The sequence below is a fragment of the Deltaproteobacteria bacterium genome (genome assembly GCA_030654105.1).
Classification (GTDB): domain Bacteria; phylum Desulfobacterota; class SM23-61; order SM23-61; family SM23-61; genus JAHJQK01.
In genome coordinates this window covers 1-16107 of sequence record JAURYC010000261.1, presented here as the reverse complement: position 1 = coordinate 16107, position 16107 = coordinate 1, and the positions used below count along the sequence as shown (strand labels likewise).

The following is a 16107-nucleotide window of genomic DNA, read 5'->3' as shown; positions in this document are numbered from 1 at the left end:
CCGGCAATAATGGCATTGGCCCCGGGCCAGACGCTGGTTCCACCAGCGGGTTTTGCGCAGGGCCCTGGCCTTTTCCCGCGCTCTTTTTATTTCTTCTTCACTTACCTGAATAATGAATGGTTCTGGCATTTTTTAAATTTTAATCCTTTGCTTTCCCCCGAGCAATAAAATTATTGATTATTTTCCTTGCAAAAATCTTTTTTTTTTACGCTATAAGGGCTCTATGAAGTTCAGAAAAATTGCCTTGTAAAGGAGAAATATAATGGAAAAACCCTGGTACAAATCCTATGTCAAAGGTGTACCTTTTGTAGTGGCCCACATCCGGGATCACCTTAGATTTCCCAAGAAACAGCTCTTGCCCATTGAAGTGATCAAGGAGTTTGAATCCAAAACCGGATCTCAGATCTGTGAAGGCTACGGACTTTCGGAGACCAGCCCGGTGGCCACAACCAATCCTTTTGGCGGAGTTACCAAAGTCGGGTCGGTCGGCCTGCCGGTGCCGGACACGGATATCAAGATTGTCGACCTGATCGATGGCCAAAAGGAGATGCCGGTGGGTGAATCCGGAGAAATCATCATCAAAGGCCCGCAAGTGACGAGTGGCTACTACAAAATGCCCGAGGAAACGGCCATCGCCATCCGCGATGGATGGCTTTATACGGGGGATATTGGCAAGAATGACGATTCATGCGCATTTATTTATGTCGCTATGTATAAATAGCTATCAGCCGATCGCTTATAGCCGATGGGCAAATAATATGATTTTTTTTACTGTGTCTTTAACAAAAGGAGAAGATTAGATGAATTCTGACAAGTTGGCTATTGCTAAAACCGTAGAGGGACGGCAGGAAAAATTTTGGAGAATTTCGGATGCCATCTGGAGTTATGCCGAATTGGGGCTGGAAGAATACAGATCTGCCAAACTTCTGGCGGATGTACTGGAGACTGCCGGTTTCAGAGTGGACCGAGGGGTTGCCGGGATGCCCACCGCTTTTGTAGCGACTTGGAGCCATGGAAGCGGCCAACCCACCATTGGCTTTCTCGGGGAATTCGACGCTCTGCCCATGCTTTCGCAAAAGGCTGGGGTCCCTAAAAAAGAACCACTTGTCGCGGGTGCACCTGGCCACGGGTGCAGCCACAATACCATGTGCACCGCCCAGGCCTTAACCGTTATCACGCTCAAAGAGATCATGGAAAAGAAAGGGTTGAGCGGGACCTTGAAGCTTTTCGGCTCCCCCGCCGAAGAAATTCTGACCCCCCGTCCCTTCATGGTGCGGGCGGGTTTGTTCCAGGGGGTAGACGTCGTGCTGGACTGTCATGGTGACAGCGCCTTCCAGGTGATATATGGAATGGAGGGCACCGCCATGTATTCCTTCATCGTGACTTTCAGAGGAAAAACCGCTCATGCGGGTTCCTTCCCCTGGATGGGAAGAAGTGCAGCCGATGCGGTCGAGCTCATGCACGCCGGAACGGAGCGCATGCGGGAACATTTGCCCACGACCCAGAGGACTCACTGGGTCACCCTGGAGGGAGGAGAAGCACCCAACGTGGTCCCGGACCGGGCCTCAACCTGGTATTACATCCGGGACCTGGATGAGAATGTGGGGAATAACTTTAAGTGGGCCCTAGACTGCGCGAAAGGCGCAGCCTTGATGACCCAAACCACCTATGAGGTTAAGACCATCGGCGCCATCCACCAGCGGTTTCCGAATAAACATCTGGCCGAACTCGTTTTTGAAAATATCAAAGCCGTGGGGAAACCCGTTTACACGGAAGAGGAGGAGGCTTTTGCCAGGACGATGCAAGAAGATGCTGGCTATTCAGTTGTTGGAATGGAATACTCCCTTAAGTTGACTTCTCCAGAATCCGAGCCCTTAAGGGGTGGTTCCAGTGATGTGGGGGACGTTACTCTAATTGCTCCCACGGTTAGCATGCGATTCCCGGTGCGAGTCCCTGGCTCTCCCTCTCATCACTGGACAGTGGTAGCCGCGGCCAATTCTTCGATCGCTCATAAAGGATTGACGGCAGGGGCAAAGGTCCTTGCCCTTTCTGCCTATGATCTCCTCACGAATTCGGAGGTTGTGGCAAAAATTCGGGAGGAGTTTGCCGAACTGAAGGCGCAAAGGCCTTACAAGACATTTCTTCCCCGTAGCGCCCAACCGCCATTAGGTTTAAACACCGAGCTCATGGAAAAATACCGGGGAGCAATGGAGAAATATTATATTAATCCCTAACCCGGCATAGCCGGAATCAAAAAGGTGTGTTGCAAAATCCGAATATCGAACCCCGAAACAAATCCAAAACCAAATGCTCAAAAATCCCAAACGGCCAAAGGTTAATTTCTTATTTTTGGAAAATTTGAATTGGATTCGAATTTCGTGCTTCGAATTTAGAATGTCTCCCGCCCCATGACAACGTTGTTGCCATCCTGTGCCCAACTTCATTCAAAAGGGAGTCAAGAGACATGGCAAGTGATTCTCCATTTTAAAATTTCAGGCCTGAGATTGACGGGCAATCCCTTTTTCCAATAGCTCTTGGATCTCCTCCTGGCTGTATCCCAACTCCTTGAGAATTTCCCGAGTATGCTCGCCGAGCAATGGGGGACGCCGCCGAATCTTTGGAGCCTTCCCGGAAACATATATGGGGGTTTTGATGATCTTCACCTTTCCCTTCTCGGGAACTTCAATCTCCTCCATGATCTGCCGGAATTGCACATGGGGGTCTTGAATGACCTCGTCAATATTCATGAGCCGGCCACAGGGAACATTACCCGTGACTAATATGGATTCCAGCTCCCGGCTTCTATATTGTTTGGTCACATTGGTAACCTCAACGGCTAATTCCGGCCGATTCTGACGCCTTCCGTCGAGCGTAGCGTAGCGAGGATTTCTGAAAAGATGATCGAGCTTGAGCGCCTGGCAAAGGTTTTTCCACATCTCATCGGTGGTAACAGTAATATAAATGTAACCATCCTTGGTCTCAAAGGCCTGGTAGGGAGCGGCGGCCAAATACCCTGATCCCATACGCACCGGCAGTTCACCGGTCATCGTATACAAGGTTACGAATTGCCCCATTTGCATAATCGCCACGTCCAGCAAGGCAATATCAAATCGCTTTCCCTCGCCTGTCTTCTCCCGATCCATCAGCGCCAGCACAATGGCATAAGCAGTGTGGTTCCCCGCAAGATAATCGACCATCGTGGGAAGGACCCGAGAGGGCGGCCGGTCCGGTTCTCCGGTGTTGATCATAATCCCGGACATAGCCTGGGCGACAGGGTCGTAACCGGGACGATCCCGATAGGGTCCATCCTGCCCGAAGCCGGAAATGGAGCAATAAATGATCTTCGGATTCACCTGGGCTACCTTTTCATAACTCAAATTCAGCTTGTCCATCGTGCCGGGGGTAAAATTTTCGATTAGAGCATCTGACTTCTCGACGATTTTCATCACGGCCTCATGGCCCTGGGGCGCCTTGAGGTTGATGGCGATACCCCGTTTGTTCCGGTTAAAATTCAAAAAAGCCGAACCGCTGACCGTCCTCCGCCAAAAATCCCCTGAGAGCGGCTCAATTTTTATGACATCGGCCCCCATATCCGCGAGCAACATCGTACAGGCTGGACCCGCGATCACCTGGGTGAAGTCAGCAACCTTTATACCCTGCAAGGGCAGCCATGAATTCATTCCGCTGGTCATGCTTACCTCCTCTTTAAAATTTAAATGGGTGTCAGTCTATGAAAGGTGAATCATTCTTTCAGGTAAATCATTTCATGCCCGTTTAACCGCCTCACCCCTTTCTCTTCGTCCTTCTCCCGCAAGGCGAAGAAAATCCGATTATAGTTTGAAGCTCTTCAGGCGGCTATTCCCTTTTAGGCTGAGTGCTTGATGATCAAAAATCCCACTTTAAAAAGGCATAGGGCATAAAGGCCATCGGGTCGGCTTCGGCTACAACCTTGCCCTTGCGCATAGAGTTGTTACCAATCGTATAGAGCGCTCCCAGCACTCTGACAATTTCAACTTCAGCCCAGGGATCAAAATCAGAGGCCTGCAGAGATATCTCAGCTTCGCCCACCTCTATGGAATGTGGACGAAATTCTACCTCTTCCCGAATGAGCCGCGGATGGTAGTCGAACCCGTTCCCTTCGGGTGCTGGAAAATATTTGAAATTGTAGGTAACCACCACCGGATTTGCCCCTATGTTAAAAACTTCGGTAAAAATACTCTGAGCGTCCTCAACATTAAATTTTCCGGTAAGCTCCGCCCTTACTCGGAAAAAGCGCACTCCGTGGCGTTCCGTTAGACCTTCCACATCCTTCCCGCGGCGATTGAAATGGATGTTGCCAATTTTTTTGGGATAACCGAACATCTCGCGGCCAAGGCCAAGAGCCATGTCGTTTGTAACAGGCATGGCGAGGCAATAATTGCCCTCTTCACCATTGAACTCAGCCCGCAAAAAGAGTGCGCTTTCTAAGTAACTCACCCCAAAGTTGGTCCTGGGATAGTTGGCCACAAAAGCAACGGCCAGAGGCCTTTTACTTGGTTGGAGCGGAGGCGGAAGCAATCGCTTGACGATTTCCGGCTTTGTCTCCCAAAAAACCGTCAACATTTCTGCGTCGTAGAAATCAAAAGTTTCCCGATAAATCTTGGCTATCTCTTCAGAAGTTTTTAGAAAGCCCATGGCGCTCCCTCCTTCCATTGATTTTGGTATGGTCGAAATTAACCACCTTAGAACTAAAACGTGGGAAACGCAAAAGAAATTCAATATTCGAAGCACGAAATCCGAACGGTTGCGCATCGGGTCTGAAGTTGACCGCTGGCGTCCTAAATTCATGGGCAATGTAATCCAGAGTCGCGCTTATGAAACCCTTTGCCCGCAATACGGGCAAAATTTAAAATCCGAGTCCGTTTGCTGGCCGCATCTTTGACACCGCAATGGTGCGGGTTGGAATGAGCTCCACTGGGGCCTCCCCGTTTCTTCGGATACTCTGCCACAGCGGTCGCATTCCAGGAAGTGCTCCCCCCGTTTGATCGGGATAAGGGGGATGAAAAAAATACTTAGGTAATGATCCAGCCGTTTGAGCCGAGCGGAGGGCAAGCCGCAATTGGGGCAGACCCGCGGTTGGTCATCTACTTGAACCTTCCTGGGTTGCACACCACCGATGAAAATGAAGGCGCACCTCCTCTAGAGCCAAAAAGAGTTCCTTGATCCAAGATCTGTCTCCCTCCCTGCCCGGACTCTTACAGAAAAAAGGGAGAGGTGTTTTGATTGACCTTTTTAAACTATTCCAAGGAAGATTCTTAGAAATCCCCAACCCATCATAGCGTAAAGCAAAGATATATTAGGTTGTAGAAAAATCCGTAATCCCCATATCGAATTTTGAATTTTTCTCGGCCCCCTGATTCACGATGAAAACAATTCCCTTGCCTTTTTGCTCAAGATTTCATCCATAGGAAACTTATAATACAATATAGTCAACAAAATTCTCCATTCTTTATTCCCAAGCAAGGGGAAAGGGTGATTACCCGTTTTTCCCGATCGGATTTCCTGGCCGCGTCCAGGACGAGTTGGGTTCTCAAAACCTCTTCTCCGGAAGCAATTGGACTCCGTCCTTGCTGGATGGCATCGATAAATTCCTGGAGTTGCAGCGTATAATTGGAGGGAATTTGTTCACCTGAGATGATCCTCTTCCCGTTCCAATCAAGGTGATACTCAAAACCAAAAGGTTTTCCCGTTCCATATTCCTGTAAACGCATTACCCCTTTGGTTCCTACCAATTTTCCTTTCTTGGTCATTTTCTTTTTAACTCTCCCCTTCTTTCATTCTTTAACCGCTCCGGCGGTTAATCCCTGCCCCAGCAGGATCTGCAGGAAAAAGTAAACTTCAAAAATTTTTCTTAACCCATATGCCGGTATAGGCGTCGATGATTGGATGAATCGGAACCCCGGTGGGAGGAACCCCCAAGATTTTTGTCTCATTCTTCATATCAGATAAAAAATTTTCCCAACCTCTATAAAATCGAAAATAGAGTAGTATTTTTCTAAAGTAAATTCAAGATTCTTTTATTGAGCGTTTTTTCAAGATGCTTTGGATTGGCCTTTGAGGTTTTTCTCGCGGATAAACTGGTCCACGCTCTGATGCAGACTGGGCTTTCCATGAAAACAAGCCTGGCTTTAATTGGTTCGCCATCACCGTCAAATAACTTTTTCAGAGGTCGCCGAAAAAAACGCTTGACACTTTATTGGGGTTTAATTATATTTATCAGTAGAATCTTATTTATCTGATTATTAATTTTAATCTGCTTAAACAGAATAAAGGAAGATTCGGGCCAGGCTGCGGAAACTTGGCCGAAAACATGGCGATTAAAGTCTTATCGCTTTTTTCCACGAAAGGAGGTGATATGGCGAACCCCGAGATGACGGTGGCCCAGAAAAGGAGCTTCCTGGGCAGCCTACCAGCGGCTATATGGCTTTTATCCGCGGCCATCATGGCCTACGGCGCAATCATGATCATCGGAAGCCTTGTTTTTCAAATCGGGGTGGCTGAGCCCAGGCAGCCAATAGTTCAGTTATGAAAACCCGTCCCTGCGTCCTGGCTTGGGCCTGTTCCCATGGTGGGGGTAGCAAAGTTTATCAATCTTCGGGAAAGACTTGAAATAAGGAGGAAATCAATGGTCAAAAAAGATAAGAAAGATAAGAATGGATGTTTGGCACCGGGGGGGAAGAATACGGGTTGCTGTAAAGTCGAATCCTTGATCAGTATCGATGAACGAGGACAGATGGTGCTTCCCAAAGAGTTAAGAGATAAGGCCAAAATTCAACCAGGGGATAAATTGGCCGTTATAAGCTGGGAAAGAGAGGGAGAGATATGCTGTATGGCTTTGATCAAGGCGGAGTATCTCGCCGAGCGGGTAAAAGATTTTCTCGGCCCGGTAATGAAAAATATGTTTACCAGCTGAATTTTTCCTGGAATAAATTGGAGGTGTAAAATGAAAGAAGCAGAGATTAAGAAAGTCGTAAGGGAAGGCTATGGCAAGGTGGCCCAGCAAGAACGCTCTGGTTGCGCCCCGGCCAGTTCATGCTGCGGAAACAAAGATCTCGTACAGGACATCAGTAAAAAGATCGGATATAGTGATGAAGAGCTAAAAGTCGTTCCGGAGGGTTCAAACCTGGGCCTTGGCTGCGGCAACCCCGTTGCCCTTGCTTCTTTAAAAGAAGGTGAGGTGGTCCTTGATCTTGGTTCAGGTGCGGGATTCGATTGTTTCCTTGCTGCGAACCAGGTGGGCAAAAACGGAAGGGTCATCGGCGTCGATATGACCCCCGAAATGCTTGACCGGGCAAGAGAAAATGCTCAGAAAGGCGGTTATGCCAATACGGAGTTCCGCCTCGGCGAGATCGAGAACCTACCGGTCGCCGATAATCATGTGGACGTCATCATTTCCAATTGTGTGATCAATCTTTCGCCCGATAAAGGGAGGGTCTTCCGCGAGGCTTTCCGGGTGCTCAAACCGGGTGGCCGGCTAATGGTGTCGGATATGGTCTTGTTGAAAGAGCTTCCCGATGCAATCAAAAATTCCGTGGCCGCTTACGTCGGCTGCCTGGCAGGAGCCATTACGAAAGAAGAGTATCTAAAAGCGATCCAGGCGGCAGGATTTCGAGAGACCCGCATCGTTGGCGAGACCACTTTCCCTGTGGAGCTGATGACCAACGACCCGACGGCCAAGGAAATCGCCAAGAATTTAAACCTATCTCGTGAAAAAGCCAAAGATTTAGCCAGCTCGGTAGCCAGCATGAAGGTTTCTGCAGTTAAACCATGGGCTTAACTGCACCCGGAAAGGGAAATCCTGCGGCAATAACAAGCCTTCCATATGAATCGAAGTGTTAGCCGGGGTTGGGACTTCTGGGTCAGGGTAAAGATGATTCAGGCAAAAACGAGGGAAGACCTCAAGGAGCTGCGTGTGCTCTTTGCAGAATACGCTACTTCGTCTTAATCCCATAGCGGGGTCGGTTTTTTGGGGACTTGTGATCAGCAGAAACGCATTCGGGATGAGGCTTACAAATATTCTACTGTTCCTCGCTTAGAATCGTGATCCGGTACCGTTACCCAGCGGATTTATTCTTGCAGATGTTCGGTTAGTCTAAGCAGGGCAAGTGGATCGACCCGCGCCCCATTGATTCTGATCCCCCAATGAAGGTGGGGCCCTCTGGATCTTCCGGTGGAGCCCACCCTACCAAGCATGGCTCCCGTGCTAACTCTATCCCCCTCACTGACCAGGGTTTCTGAGAGATGGAAATACATCGAGTATGTACCCCACCCGTGATCGAGAATGACCGATTTTCCGGAGAAGAAGAGTTGGTCGCCCAGGACAACAACCCCGCTATTACAGGCCAATACGGGGGTTCCCTCCTCGGCCCGCAGGTCCACGCCTGTATGTGGACTTCTGGGTTGGCCATTAATAATTCGGCGCAGGCCAAAGTTTGTAGTGGATCCCCCCGCTACTGGACGGACAAAAGCACCACTCCAGAGTCTTTCATCCCGGTAGCCCTGGAACAAGGCCTTCAGGCGCTTTTCCTCTCTCTCCACCCGGGCAAGGGTTTGCGGATCCAGGTCCACCATAGAAGATGGTAGCGACAGTGTCTGGGTTTTGAAATCAACTTTCTCCACCTTTAACAGAAGTGAGCTCGTGTAGACCCTCCGATTACCATCTGTCGCAACGACCTTTAATTCATATGTGCCCGGCCCGGTGTTCATGTCAATCCCAAGCAGACCTTCGTAGGTTCTGTGGCGCCCCCCCAGGGCCATGGGGATTTTTTCTCCCTGAAACTCCCCATAGATAGCTTTAAGTGACGCTGGGCCAGATGCCCTTATAAAGCAGACACCCCCCTGCTTGACCACCCTCGGGAAATACTCGACAAGAAGAGTATTTTCAGCGTACGAAGTCCTTTCCGCCGATACAAAAAGAATTGCGATGAGGGTAAGAAGCCGAAAGCGTTTCATTAGTTTCTTAGTGCCTTGGATGTGGGAAGAAAAAAACCGTGTTCTCTGTGACCTCTGTGTCCTTGTGGCAAAGGAAGCTTTTGGATTTTTAGTTATTTTTCATCAAATGCCGGACAGCTTTCTCCAGACCGTCCAGGGTGAGTTCAAACATGGGAAAGATCATGCGGATAGTTTGGAGGGTGCGGACATAGGCCCATTCATGGTCAAACCTGGGATTGAGCCAGGCGGCATGGCGGAACGTCTTGGCCAATAAATTCAGCCGGTCGATGGAAGTGTGGAGGCTTCGTTCCTCAATGTGGATGGAACCATCGGCGGCCATGAGTTCATAGGGGGCCATACTGGCATCACCTACAATGATCAGCCGCGTCTCCGGATCGAAACGGGAAAATTCCTCAATCCGCTGTGGCTTGCGCCGTCTCGGTGGATCGGCCCATATGAAATCATAAACGGTATTGTGAAAATAAAAAGTCTTCAGGTCTTTGAATTGATCCCTGGCATAATTAAAAAGGACCTGCACGACATCGACATAAGGATCCATCGACCAGCCACCGTTGTCGATCATCAGGATCACCTTCAGTCGATCTTTGAGTCTGCGGTCAAAAACGATCTCAATCTCGCCGGCGTTGCGCATGGTTTCATAGATTGTTTTTTCCACATTCACCCGGTCCTTAGGTCCAACTGGGACCATGTTCCTAAGGCGTTTCAGGGCTTCGCTCAACTGAGAAGTGGTGAGCGGCCCTTCCTGCGAGTAGTCCCGGTATCGCCGATCCAGAGCCACTTTTACTGCACTCTGGCCATGCGACCTTCCGCCTACGCGCATTCCTCCAGGGTGACGACCGGAATGACCGACCGGAGAAGTACCCCGCGTGCCAATCCATTTGCTACCCCCGTGATGGGCTTCCGTTTGTTCTTTTAGCCTTTGCAGAAAATATTCAATCAATTGCTGGGGAGTTAGACGGGAAAGTTCTTCCTCTTCCACACCCAGGGCTCTGGCCACGCTTTGTGGATCACGCAGCCATTCCTCAAGCAACATTTTCGCGGCTTCGTCCAAATCTATCCCTTCCGGGTCTGGCATGTCCATCCCTTTAAAATAATGGGCAAAGACTTGATCATAGAGATCAAAATAGCGTTCGCTTTTAATGAGGATGGACCGGGCCGAAGTGTAAAAATCCTCCAGGGAATTGACTAACCCCAAGTTGAGCGCCTTTTGCAGGCGCAAAAAGGAGGTGGGAGTCACAGCAATCCCTACATCCCGGAGTTTGTAGAAGAATTGAACAAACACTTTGTTTTCCTAATTGCGAAAACGGGCAACTTGCTGGGCAGCAACCATGTAGTCGGAGCTCTTCTTAAAAAGCACACCCAGGTAGGGCACCTCGCCCTTGTTCAGCCTCCCGGGCCGGAAATCCGGATCACAGCGCAGGGCCCGGATCCAGTTGATTAGCTCCCGGGTGGCTGGTTTCTTGTCCACCCCGGGGATTTCCCGTAAGCGGTAAAAACTCTCGATGCAGGCTTTGCTTAATTCCTTGTCTAACTGAGGAAAATGGACGTTGATGATATCCCGCATCATGTCTGCACTGGGAAAAGCAATGTGGTGGAAAGTGCAGCGCCCCAGAAAAGGATCGGAAAGGTCCTTCTTGGCATTGCTCGTAATGACGATCACCGGCCGATGTTTGGCTTTGATGGTCTTATCGATCTCAACGATGTCAAAGCTCATCTGGTCCAGAACATCCAGCATGTCGTCCTGAAAATCCGTATCGGCCTTGTCGATTTCATCAATGAGCAGGACAACCCGCACATCCGCAGCAAAAGCCTGCCCGATCTTGCCCATTTTGATGTAATCCTCGATGTTGCTTACATCCCGCTTGGAGTCGCCGAAACGGCTGTCATTCAGCCGGGTAAGCGTATCATACTGGTATAAGGCTTCCACCAGTTTCATACTGGATTTCACGTTCAGAACAATGAGGGACATATGCAGGGCTTCGGCGATGGCGTAGGCCAGCATGGTTTTTCCCGTACCTGGCTCCCCTTTGAGCAGGAGGGGCATCTCCAGTTCCATGGAAATGTTGACGATCCTGGCTAACTCAGGATCGAGCACGTATTTGGAAGCACCGGTAAACCTAAGAAATTGTGAATCCGAATTCATTAATAAACTCCTTCTTTCCTCTAAAAAATGTTCCGCTGGTTCCTCCCAGGGACGATAACTTTATTATCTATTTTATCCATTTGGTCGAGTAAGTTCAACTATTATAACTACCCTGATGGATCTTTAGGGTTGTTTCGCCTTACGCATTTTCACCTTGTTATGAATCAAGAATTGTTCCAGAACCTCGTAAGGCTGTGCTCCCACAACCGACTGTCGATCAACAACAAAGGTGGGAACCGCCGTTATGCCCATTTGATGGGAACGCGACCAATCGGAATCAACAGCTATCTTAAAACTCCTCGCCTGCAGAGCGAATTTCGCTTCATCTGGCGAAAGCCCTACGGATTGGGCCAAGCCGGTTAATTCTTCAACGTTGGCGATATTTTTGCCGTCAACAAAATACGCCCGAAAAACGGCGTCGTGATACTCATCCCCCTTGTTTTTGGATTCGGCCCATTTGGCCAATTCCTGGGCCAGCCGGCTGTTGTAGGTCTTGGTTCGTTTTCCCAGAGGCAACCCCAATTCATCCGCCACCTTCTTCAGCCGCAACATCATCTTTTCAATGTCTTTGCCACGGCCCGCAAAAAGCTCCTCAAGGGTGAGCCCTTCTTCGGGCGTATCAGGGTGAAGAGGAAAGGCCTTCCATTGAATTTCAATTTCGTAATTTTTCCGCAACTGCTCAATACGCCCGGTACTGAAATAGCACCAGGGTCAAACGTAATCGGAAAAAATCTCCATAATCACTGCCATCTTTCCCCCCTTCCTTGTGTTTTTATCTTTTCTCGAGTTGCCCACCTCTTGGTGATTTAGAAGGGGCACTCTTCAGAATCTAAAGATGATTATTTCATAGAAGGCAATTTAAAACAATATAAGGAATCGTACCACTATGGGCGCGACGATGGGTTTTGCAGTTATGATGGTTTTCGATGTGATTTTCATTTAATCCAGAGCCGGAGGGAAATCCGCTCCAGTGTTCCGCCTTCCTTGAATCTGTTCGCTACAGCGCCCATTCTCTAAGTTTTTCATAAGTCACCCCCCCGCAGAGCCATTTTTCCATATGTCCTCCCTCCATCATTTATTAATACCATCATCTAAATATTCTTCTAAAATGAATTCAATGGGGCGAGAAATAAATACATTGAATCATGTATTTTATAAAAGGAGAAACCCTATTTTTTAACTGGCACTATTTCTCTATCTTCTTTACGCATTTTTATTGGATGGGGCAGCTTTTAATTTCCCCCAACATTCAAATACAATTTCGTTAGCCCTCCAACAAAAATGAGCAGGTCCTTTTTACCTTTTCCATCCCGAAAGTAACTTTCATATTAAATTTTCATAAAAGTCCCAAAAGAAAACCATTAAAAAACTAAAAACAGAGAGAAAGGACTAAAAACGGGTAAAGCCCTTTTCCCCTTTCGTCCTAATCAATTTTCAACCACCTTCTGGCATATCGATTGCAGAATAAGTAACCGGAATTTCCCTTCGCGGGCATACGATACATTAAAATTGCCAAACCCGAAAAAGGCAAACCATCTTAAAGGGTGGGACGCAAAGCTTCTGGCCTAAGTTCCAAAGAGGGATACGGCAGCAGGGCTCCCGGGCAAATACAGCACCTCTAAAAGCCGTATTTGCACGGTTCGTTAGATTCTGGAGGTGCTGAAGTGTTACGAATCAAGTCTTTATCTCAATATAATTCATCACAATTTACTTTCTTTCACCCATCCCTTTTAAAAACTCTTCTGCTCTCAGCTTTAGCTTTCTTACTTTTTCTATTCATTTTTTCTCAAGATATTTTCGCCTCTCAGATTAGATTAGCCTGGGATCCGAACACCGAATCTGACTTGGCCGGATACAAGGTATATTACGGAACAACCTCTGGAACGTATGGAACGCCGATCGATGCCGGAAATGTTACCACCTATACTATGACAGGTCTTACTTTAGGTCAAACCTACTTTATTACTGTCACTGCCTATGATACTTCACCTAATGAAAGTGGATATTCCAACGAAGTAAGTGGACCTGCTACGGATGGTACTCAGACTTTTACAGTAACCACCAACCCTTCGGGGTTGCAGGTGGTGGTTGATGGCACAACCTACACCGCGCCTCAGACTTTCAGCTGGGTAGTCGGTTCTTCCCATACTTTATCCGTTTCTTCTCCCCAATCGGGAACTACAGGAACCCAGTACGCTTTCTCTTCCTGGAGCGACGAAGGAGCTCAGAGCCATACGATTATCGCCCCTTCTTCCAGTACCACCTATACTGCCAACTTCACCACCCAATACAGCTTGACGACTTCGGTAAGTCCATCGGGAAACGGAACCGTCACTCCCTCCGGAACAAACTGGTACAACAGCGGGCAGAGTGTTCCCGTCTCGGCCACTGCCAGCTCGGGTTATAACTTCACCGCCTGGTCGGGGGACCTCTCCGGATCTACCAACCCATCTTCCATAACCATGAATGGGCCTAAGGAAGTAACGGCCCAATTTGCGGCCATCTCCGAAACCATTTCTACGCCTGCTATGCCGACTGGCACGACCAGTGGAAATCTGGAAACTTCTTATACCTATATCGCCAGTGGAGCTTCTTCAAACCTCGGTCATTCGTTGGAATACCAATTTGATTGGAAAGGGGACGGGACAGACCTCTCCTTATGGGGTGCGGCCAACCAGCAAGAAGTGTGGACTATTGCCGGTACCTACAATGTCCGCGTAAGGGCCCGCTGCTCTACCCATACTTCTGTGGTCTCAAGTTGGTCATCCTCTTTGCAGGTGACGATTCAGGGGGTATATCAAATCAGTTGTTCGGATAGCGGAATTCAGTGCCTGGAGAGGACAGACGGTGGCAGTGACAGCAATAATCTGGTGAATGGGAAACCCAAAGTGGATGTGGAATATGATTTTCAGATCACCGTACAGGATGCCGGTGGTACCCCCCAATATGTAAAACTCTTCACTACACAAAGGAATAATCCTGCTGCCGGTGATTTTTACGACTACGATATGACCTGTAGCGGAAATTATCCAACAGGCGCAAGCTGCACCCACCGCACAATGCTCGGTCCGGCAGCGGTTCACAAATTCTATTTCCAGGTTAAGATGTCGAATGGATCGGAAATTACCTACCCAAGCACTGGGTACATCACCGGACCGGAAATACAACTTCTCAATGGAAACAACCTCGTGGGGGTCCCGAGGAACATCGCCAGCGCCCAACTCGACGGCCAAGGAGCTTTCGGCACTCCCCGAGTTTATAGATGGAATGCTGAGCAAAACAGTTATACCAAGGTAAGTTCCTCCCAACCAGTTAAGGAAGGAGAAGGTTACTCCCTGTACAAACAAAATAAATCTGTGCCTGAACTGAGTGCCTATACTGAGGTTCCAGACCTCGAATATACTTATTCCTTGAAGCCTGGCCTAAACCTCGTTAGTAATCCTTATTCTGGCCGGGTGAGGCTTTCTGACATAAAGATTCAAAAAGGTACCGGCACGCCGGTACCATGGCAAGAAGCGGTAGCCCGAGGGTGGATCGTAGATGCTCTTTATTATTATAACGGCAAAGATTGGGGCAATACCTATTCTTATTTGACATCTGAGGATGGGGGAGTGCTTGTCCCGTGGTTAGGTTACTGGGTAGACCTGGAGGCTACCGACGACCTTTACTACCTGGTCGTTCCAAAACCTTAAGTCTTTCCCCAATTAATTCGATGGCCATCACCGCTCGACACCGCTAAGAGATTTGTGATATATTAAATGTAATTCTGAAGTATGCGGAAAATCTTTCGGGCGGAAGAACAACATTGATGACGAAAAGTCCAGCCAAGAATCATTTCCTAAAAAACCTTTTTACAATTCTCTTTTTTTGTTTCCTTGCAGTTAGCCTGGGAAGTTGCAGCGGCGGGGGAGGCGGCGGAAGTAGTAGCCCAACTCCTTCAATTACGACCTGGGCGAAGACATTCGGAGGGGTTAACGAAGATGTGGCCCACTCGGTCCAACAGACCACGGATGGTGGATATATTGTAGCCGGGGGGACTTCCTCATCTGGTGCTGGATTCGCAGATTTTTGGATAATAAAGCTTAAACCAAATGGGGATATCGATTGGCAAAAAACCTTCGGCGGAGCTAATGATGATGTTGCCTATAGCATCCAGCAAACCTCACCGGACGGTGGATACATCGTCGCTGGTCAAAGCTCCTCCTTGGGTAATCCACTCGGCGATATCTGGATCCTGAAACTTAAATTAAATGGTGATATCGATTGGCAAAAGACTTATGGGGGTACTGGTAGTAGTACAGCTAATTGCATCAGGCAGACCTTGGACGGTGGATATATCGTAGCTGGGGAGACTTCTTCCTCCGGAGCGGGTTACGCAGACTTCTGGATATTAAAAATTGATGAAAATGGGAACATCTGAAATTAATCTAAAATCAAAACTCCTTATTAATTTACTTATTCTTTATGTATTACTTCCCAATAAATCCTTCTAAAACTTTATCCGCAAGAGGGCCTACGATGTAACTACCGTTGAGGATCGTTGTCGGGGTTCCTTTAACTTTAATCTTGCTCCCGACAGCCATATCTTCTTCCACCCTCCTTTGACCCTTCCCTGTCTCCAGAGCATCCTGAAAAGCCTTTACGTCGTACCCTTTTTCTTTTAACATTTCCTCGATCTTTTGCTTCGCTGCCGCCTTATCGCCTTTGGCCAACGTTTGTCCTTCGTTGGAAAACATGAAGTCATGGATGAGCCAGAAGGCCTCGTTGCTAACCTCTTGAACCGCGGCAACCATTACGGAAAAATCGAAAGATTGCTTCTGTGACTGGAACGGATAATGTTTGAAAACATATTTGATCCCCCGAGGATATTTTTCTAAAAATTCCTTCATCTTCATCCAAGAACTCAGGCAGTAGGGGCATTGAAAATTCGAGAACTCCACAATCGTCACTTTGGCTGCGGCAAATCCCCGAAA

16 protein-coding genes and 1 riboswitch are annotated in these 16107 nt (G+C 48.4%); of the genes, 7 read left to right on the top strand and 9 right to left on the bottom strand.

The genetic code is table 11. The features are described 5' to 3' along the window. Positions 1-129: HNH endonuclease (locus Q7V48_11265; GenBank protein ID MDO9211305.1), on the bottom strand; the 129-nt coding region annotated here is incomplete at its 3' end. A 133-nt stretch (positions 130-262) separates the two neighbouring features. Between Q7V48_11265 and Q7V48_11260 the strand changes: the two genes are divergently transcribed. Next, positions 263-721, top strand: coding sequence for an AMP-binding protein (locus Q7V48_11260; GenBank protein MDO9211304.1), 459 nt, complete (start codon positions 263-265; stop codon positions 719-721). Between the two features lie 79 nt (positions 722-800). Beyond that, a complete protein-coding gene (locus Q7V48_11255) occupies positions 801-2234 on the top strand; it encodes an amidohydrolase (protein ID MDO9211303.1) in 1434 nt (477 codons plus the stop codon). Between the two features lie 258 nt (positions 2235-2492). Here the strand turns inward: Q7V48_11255 and Q7V48_11250 are convergent, their stop codons facing one another. The 3 genes from Q7V48_11250 to Q7V48_11240 form a co-directional block, all read right to left on the bottom strand. Continuing rightward, positions 2493-3692, bottom strand: a complete 1200-nt coding sequence (locus tag Q7V48_11250; GenBank protein ID MDO9211302.1) for a CoA transferase — start codon at positions 3690-3692, stop codon at positions 2493-2495. A gap of 193 nt (positions 3693-3885) precedes the next feature. After that, positions 3886-4674 carry an acetoacetate decarboxylase family protein gene (locus Q7V48_11245; GenBank protein ID MDO9211301.1) on the bottom strand — a complete coding sequence of 263 codons (789 nt, stop codon included), beginning with the start codon at positions 4672-4674 and terminating at the stop codon, positions 3886-3888. 794 nt (positions 4675-5468) lie between these two features. Then, positions 5469-5789: a Gfo/Idh/MocA family oxidoreductase gene (locus Q7V48_11240; GenBank protein ID MDO9211300.1), complete on the bottom strand. Its 321-nt coding sequence runs from the start codon at positions 5787-5789 to the stop codon at positions 5469-5471. 605 nt (positions 5790-6394) lie between these two features. Between Q7V48_11240 and Q7V48_11235 the strand changes: the two genes are divergently transcribed. The 3 genes from Q7V48_11235 to Q7V48_11225 all read left to right on the top strand — a co-directional run bounded on the left by Q7V48_11235 (position 6395) and on the right by Q7V48_11225 (position 7816). Further along, on the top strand, positions 6395-6568 hold the full coding sequence (locus Q7V48_11235) for a hypothetical protein (protein MDO9211299.1): 174 nt from the start codon (positions 6395-6397) through the stop codon (positions 6566-6568). A 96-nt stretch (positions 6569-6664) separates the two neighbouring features. Further along, positions 6665-6952, top strand: coding sequence for an HgcAB-associated protein (locus Q7V48_11230; protein ID MDO9211298.1), 288 nt, complete (start codon positions 6665-6667; stop codon positions 6950-6952). Positions 6953-6982: 30 nt separating this feature from the next. Further along, positions 6983-7816 carry an arsenite methyltransferase gene (locus tag Q7V48_11225; GenBank protein MDO9211297.1) on the top strand — a complete coding sequence of 278 codons (834 nt, stop codon included), beginning with the start codon at positions 6983-6985 and terminating at the stop codon, positions 7814-7816. Between the two features lie 290 nt (positions 7817-8106). Here the strand turns inward: Q7V48_11225 and Q7V48_11220 are convergent, their stop codons facing one another. The 4 genes from Q7V48_11220 to Q7V48_11205 all read right to left on the bottom strand — a co-directional run bounded on the left by Q7V48_11220 (position 8107) and on the right by Q7V48_11205 (position 11884). Then, positions 8107-8796: a M23 family metallopeptidase gene (locus Q7V48_11220; protein MDO9211296.1), complete on the bottom strand. Its 690-nt coding sequence runs from the start codon at positions 8794-8796 to the stop codon at positions 8107-8109. A 283-nt stretch (positions 8797-9079) separates the two neighbouring features. Continuing rightward, positions 9080-10273 carry a hypothetical protein gene (locus Q7V48_11215; GenBank protein ID MDO9211295.1) on the bottom strand — a complete coding sequence of 398 codons (1194 nt, stop codon included), beginning with the start codon at positions 10271-10273 and terminating at the stop codon, positions 9080-9082. Positions 10274-10282: 9 nt separating this feature from the next. Beyond that, complete coding sequence (locus Q7V48_11210; protein MDO9211294.1) at positions 10283-11134, bottom strand: MoxR family ATPase; 852 nt, start codon at positions 11132-11134, stop codon at positions 10283-10285. A gap of 123 nt (positions 11135-11257) precedes the next feature. Next, positions 11258-11884: a DsbA family oxidoreductase gene (locus Q7V48_11205; protein ID MDO9211293.1), complete on the bottom strand. Its 627-nt coding sequence runs from the start codon at positions 11882-11884 to the stop codon at positions 11258-11260. A gap of 766 nt (positions 11885-12650) precedes the next feature. After that, a riboswitch (cyclic di-GMP riboswitch) is annotated at positions 12651-12738 on the top strand. Between the two features lie 60 nt (positions 12739-12798). Between Q7V48_11205 and Q7V48_11200 the strand changes: the two genes are divergently transcribed. Beyond that, complete coding sequence (locus Q7V48_11200; GenBank protein ID MDO9211292.1) at positions 12799-14826, top strand: fibronectin type III domain-containing protein; 2028 nt, start codon at positions 12799-12801, stop codon at positions 14824-14826. A gap of 116 nt (positions 14827-14942) precedes the next feature. Beyond that, positions 14943-15554, top strand: a complete 612-nt coding sequence (locus tag Q7V48_11195) for a hypothetical protein (GenBank protein ID MDO9211291.1) — start codon at positions 14943-14945, stop codon at positions 15552-15554. Between the two features lie 49 nt (positions 15555-15603). Here Q7V48_11195 and Q7V48_11190 read toward each other — a convergent pair. Then, positions 15604-16107, bottom strand: a 504-nt coding sequence (locus Q7V48_11190) for a thioredoxin domain-containing protein (GenBank protein ID MDO9211290.1), incomplete at its 5' end; no start/stop codon positions are given.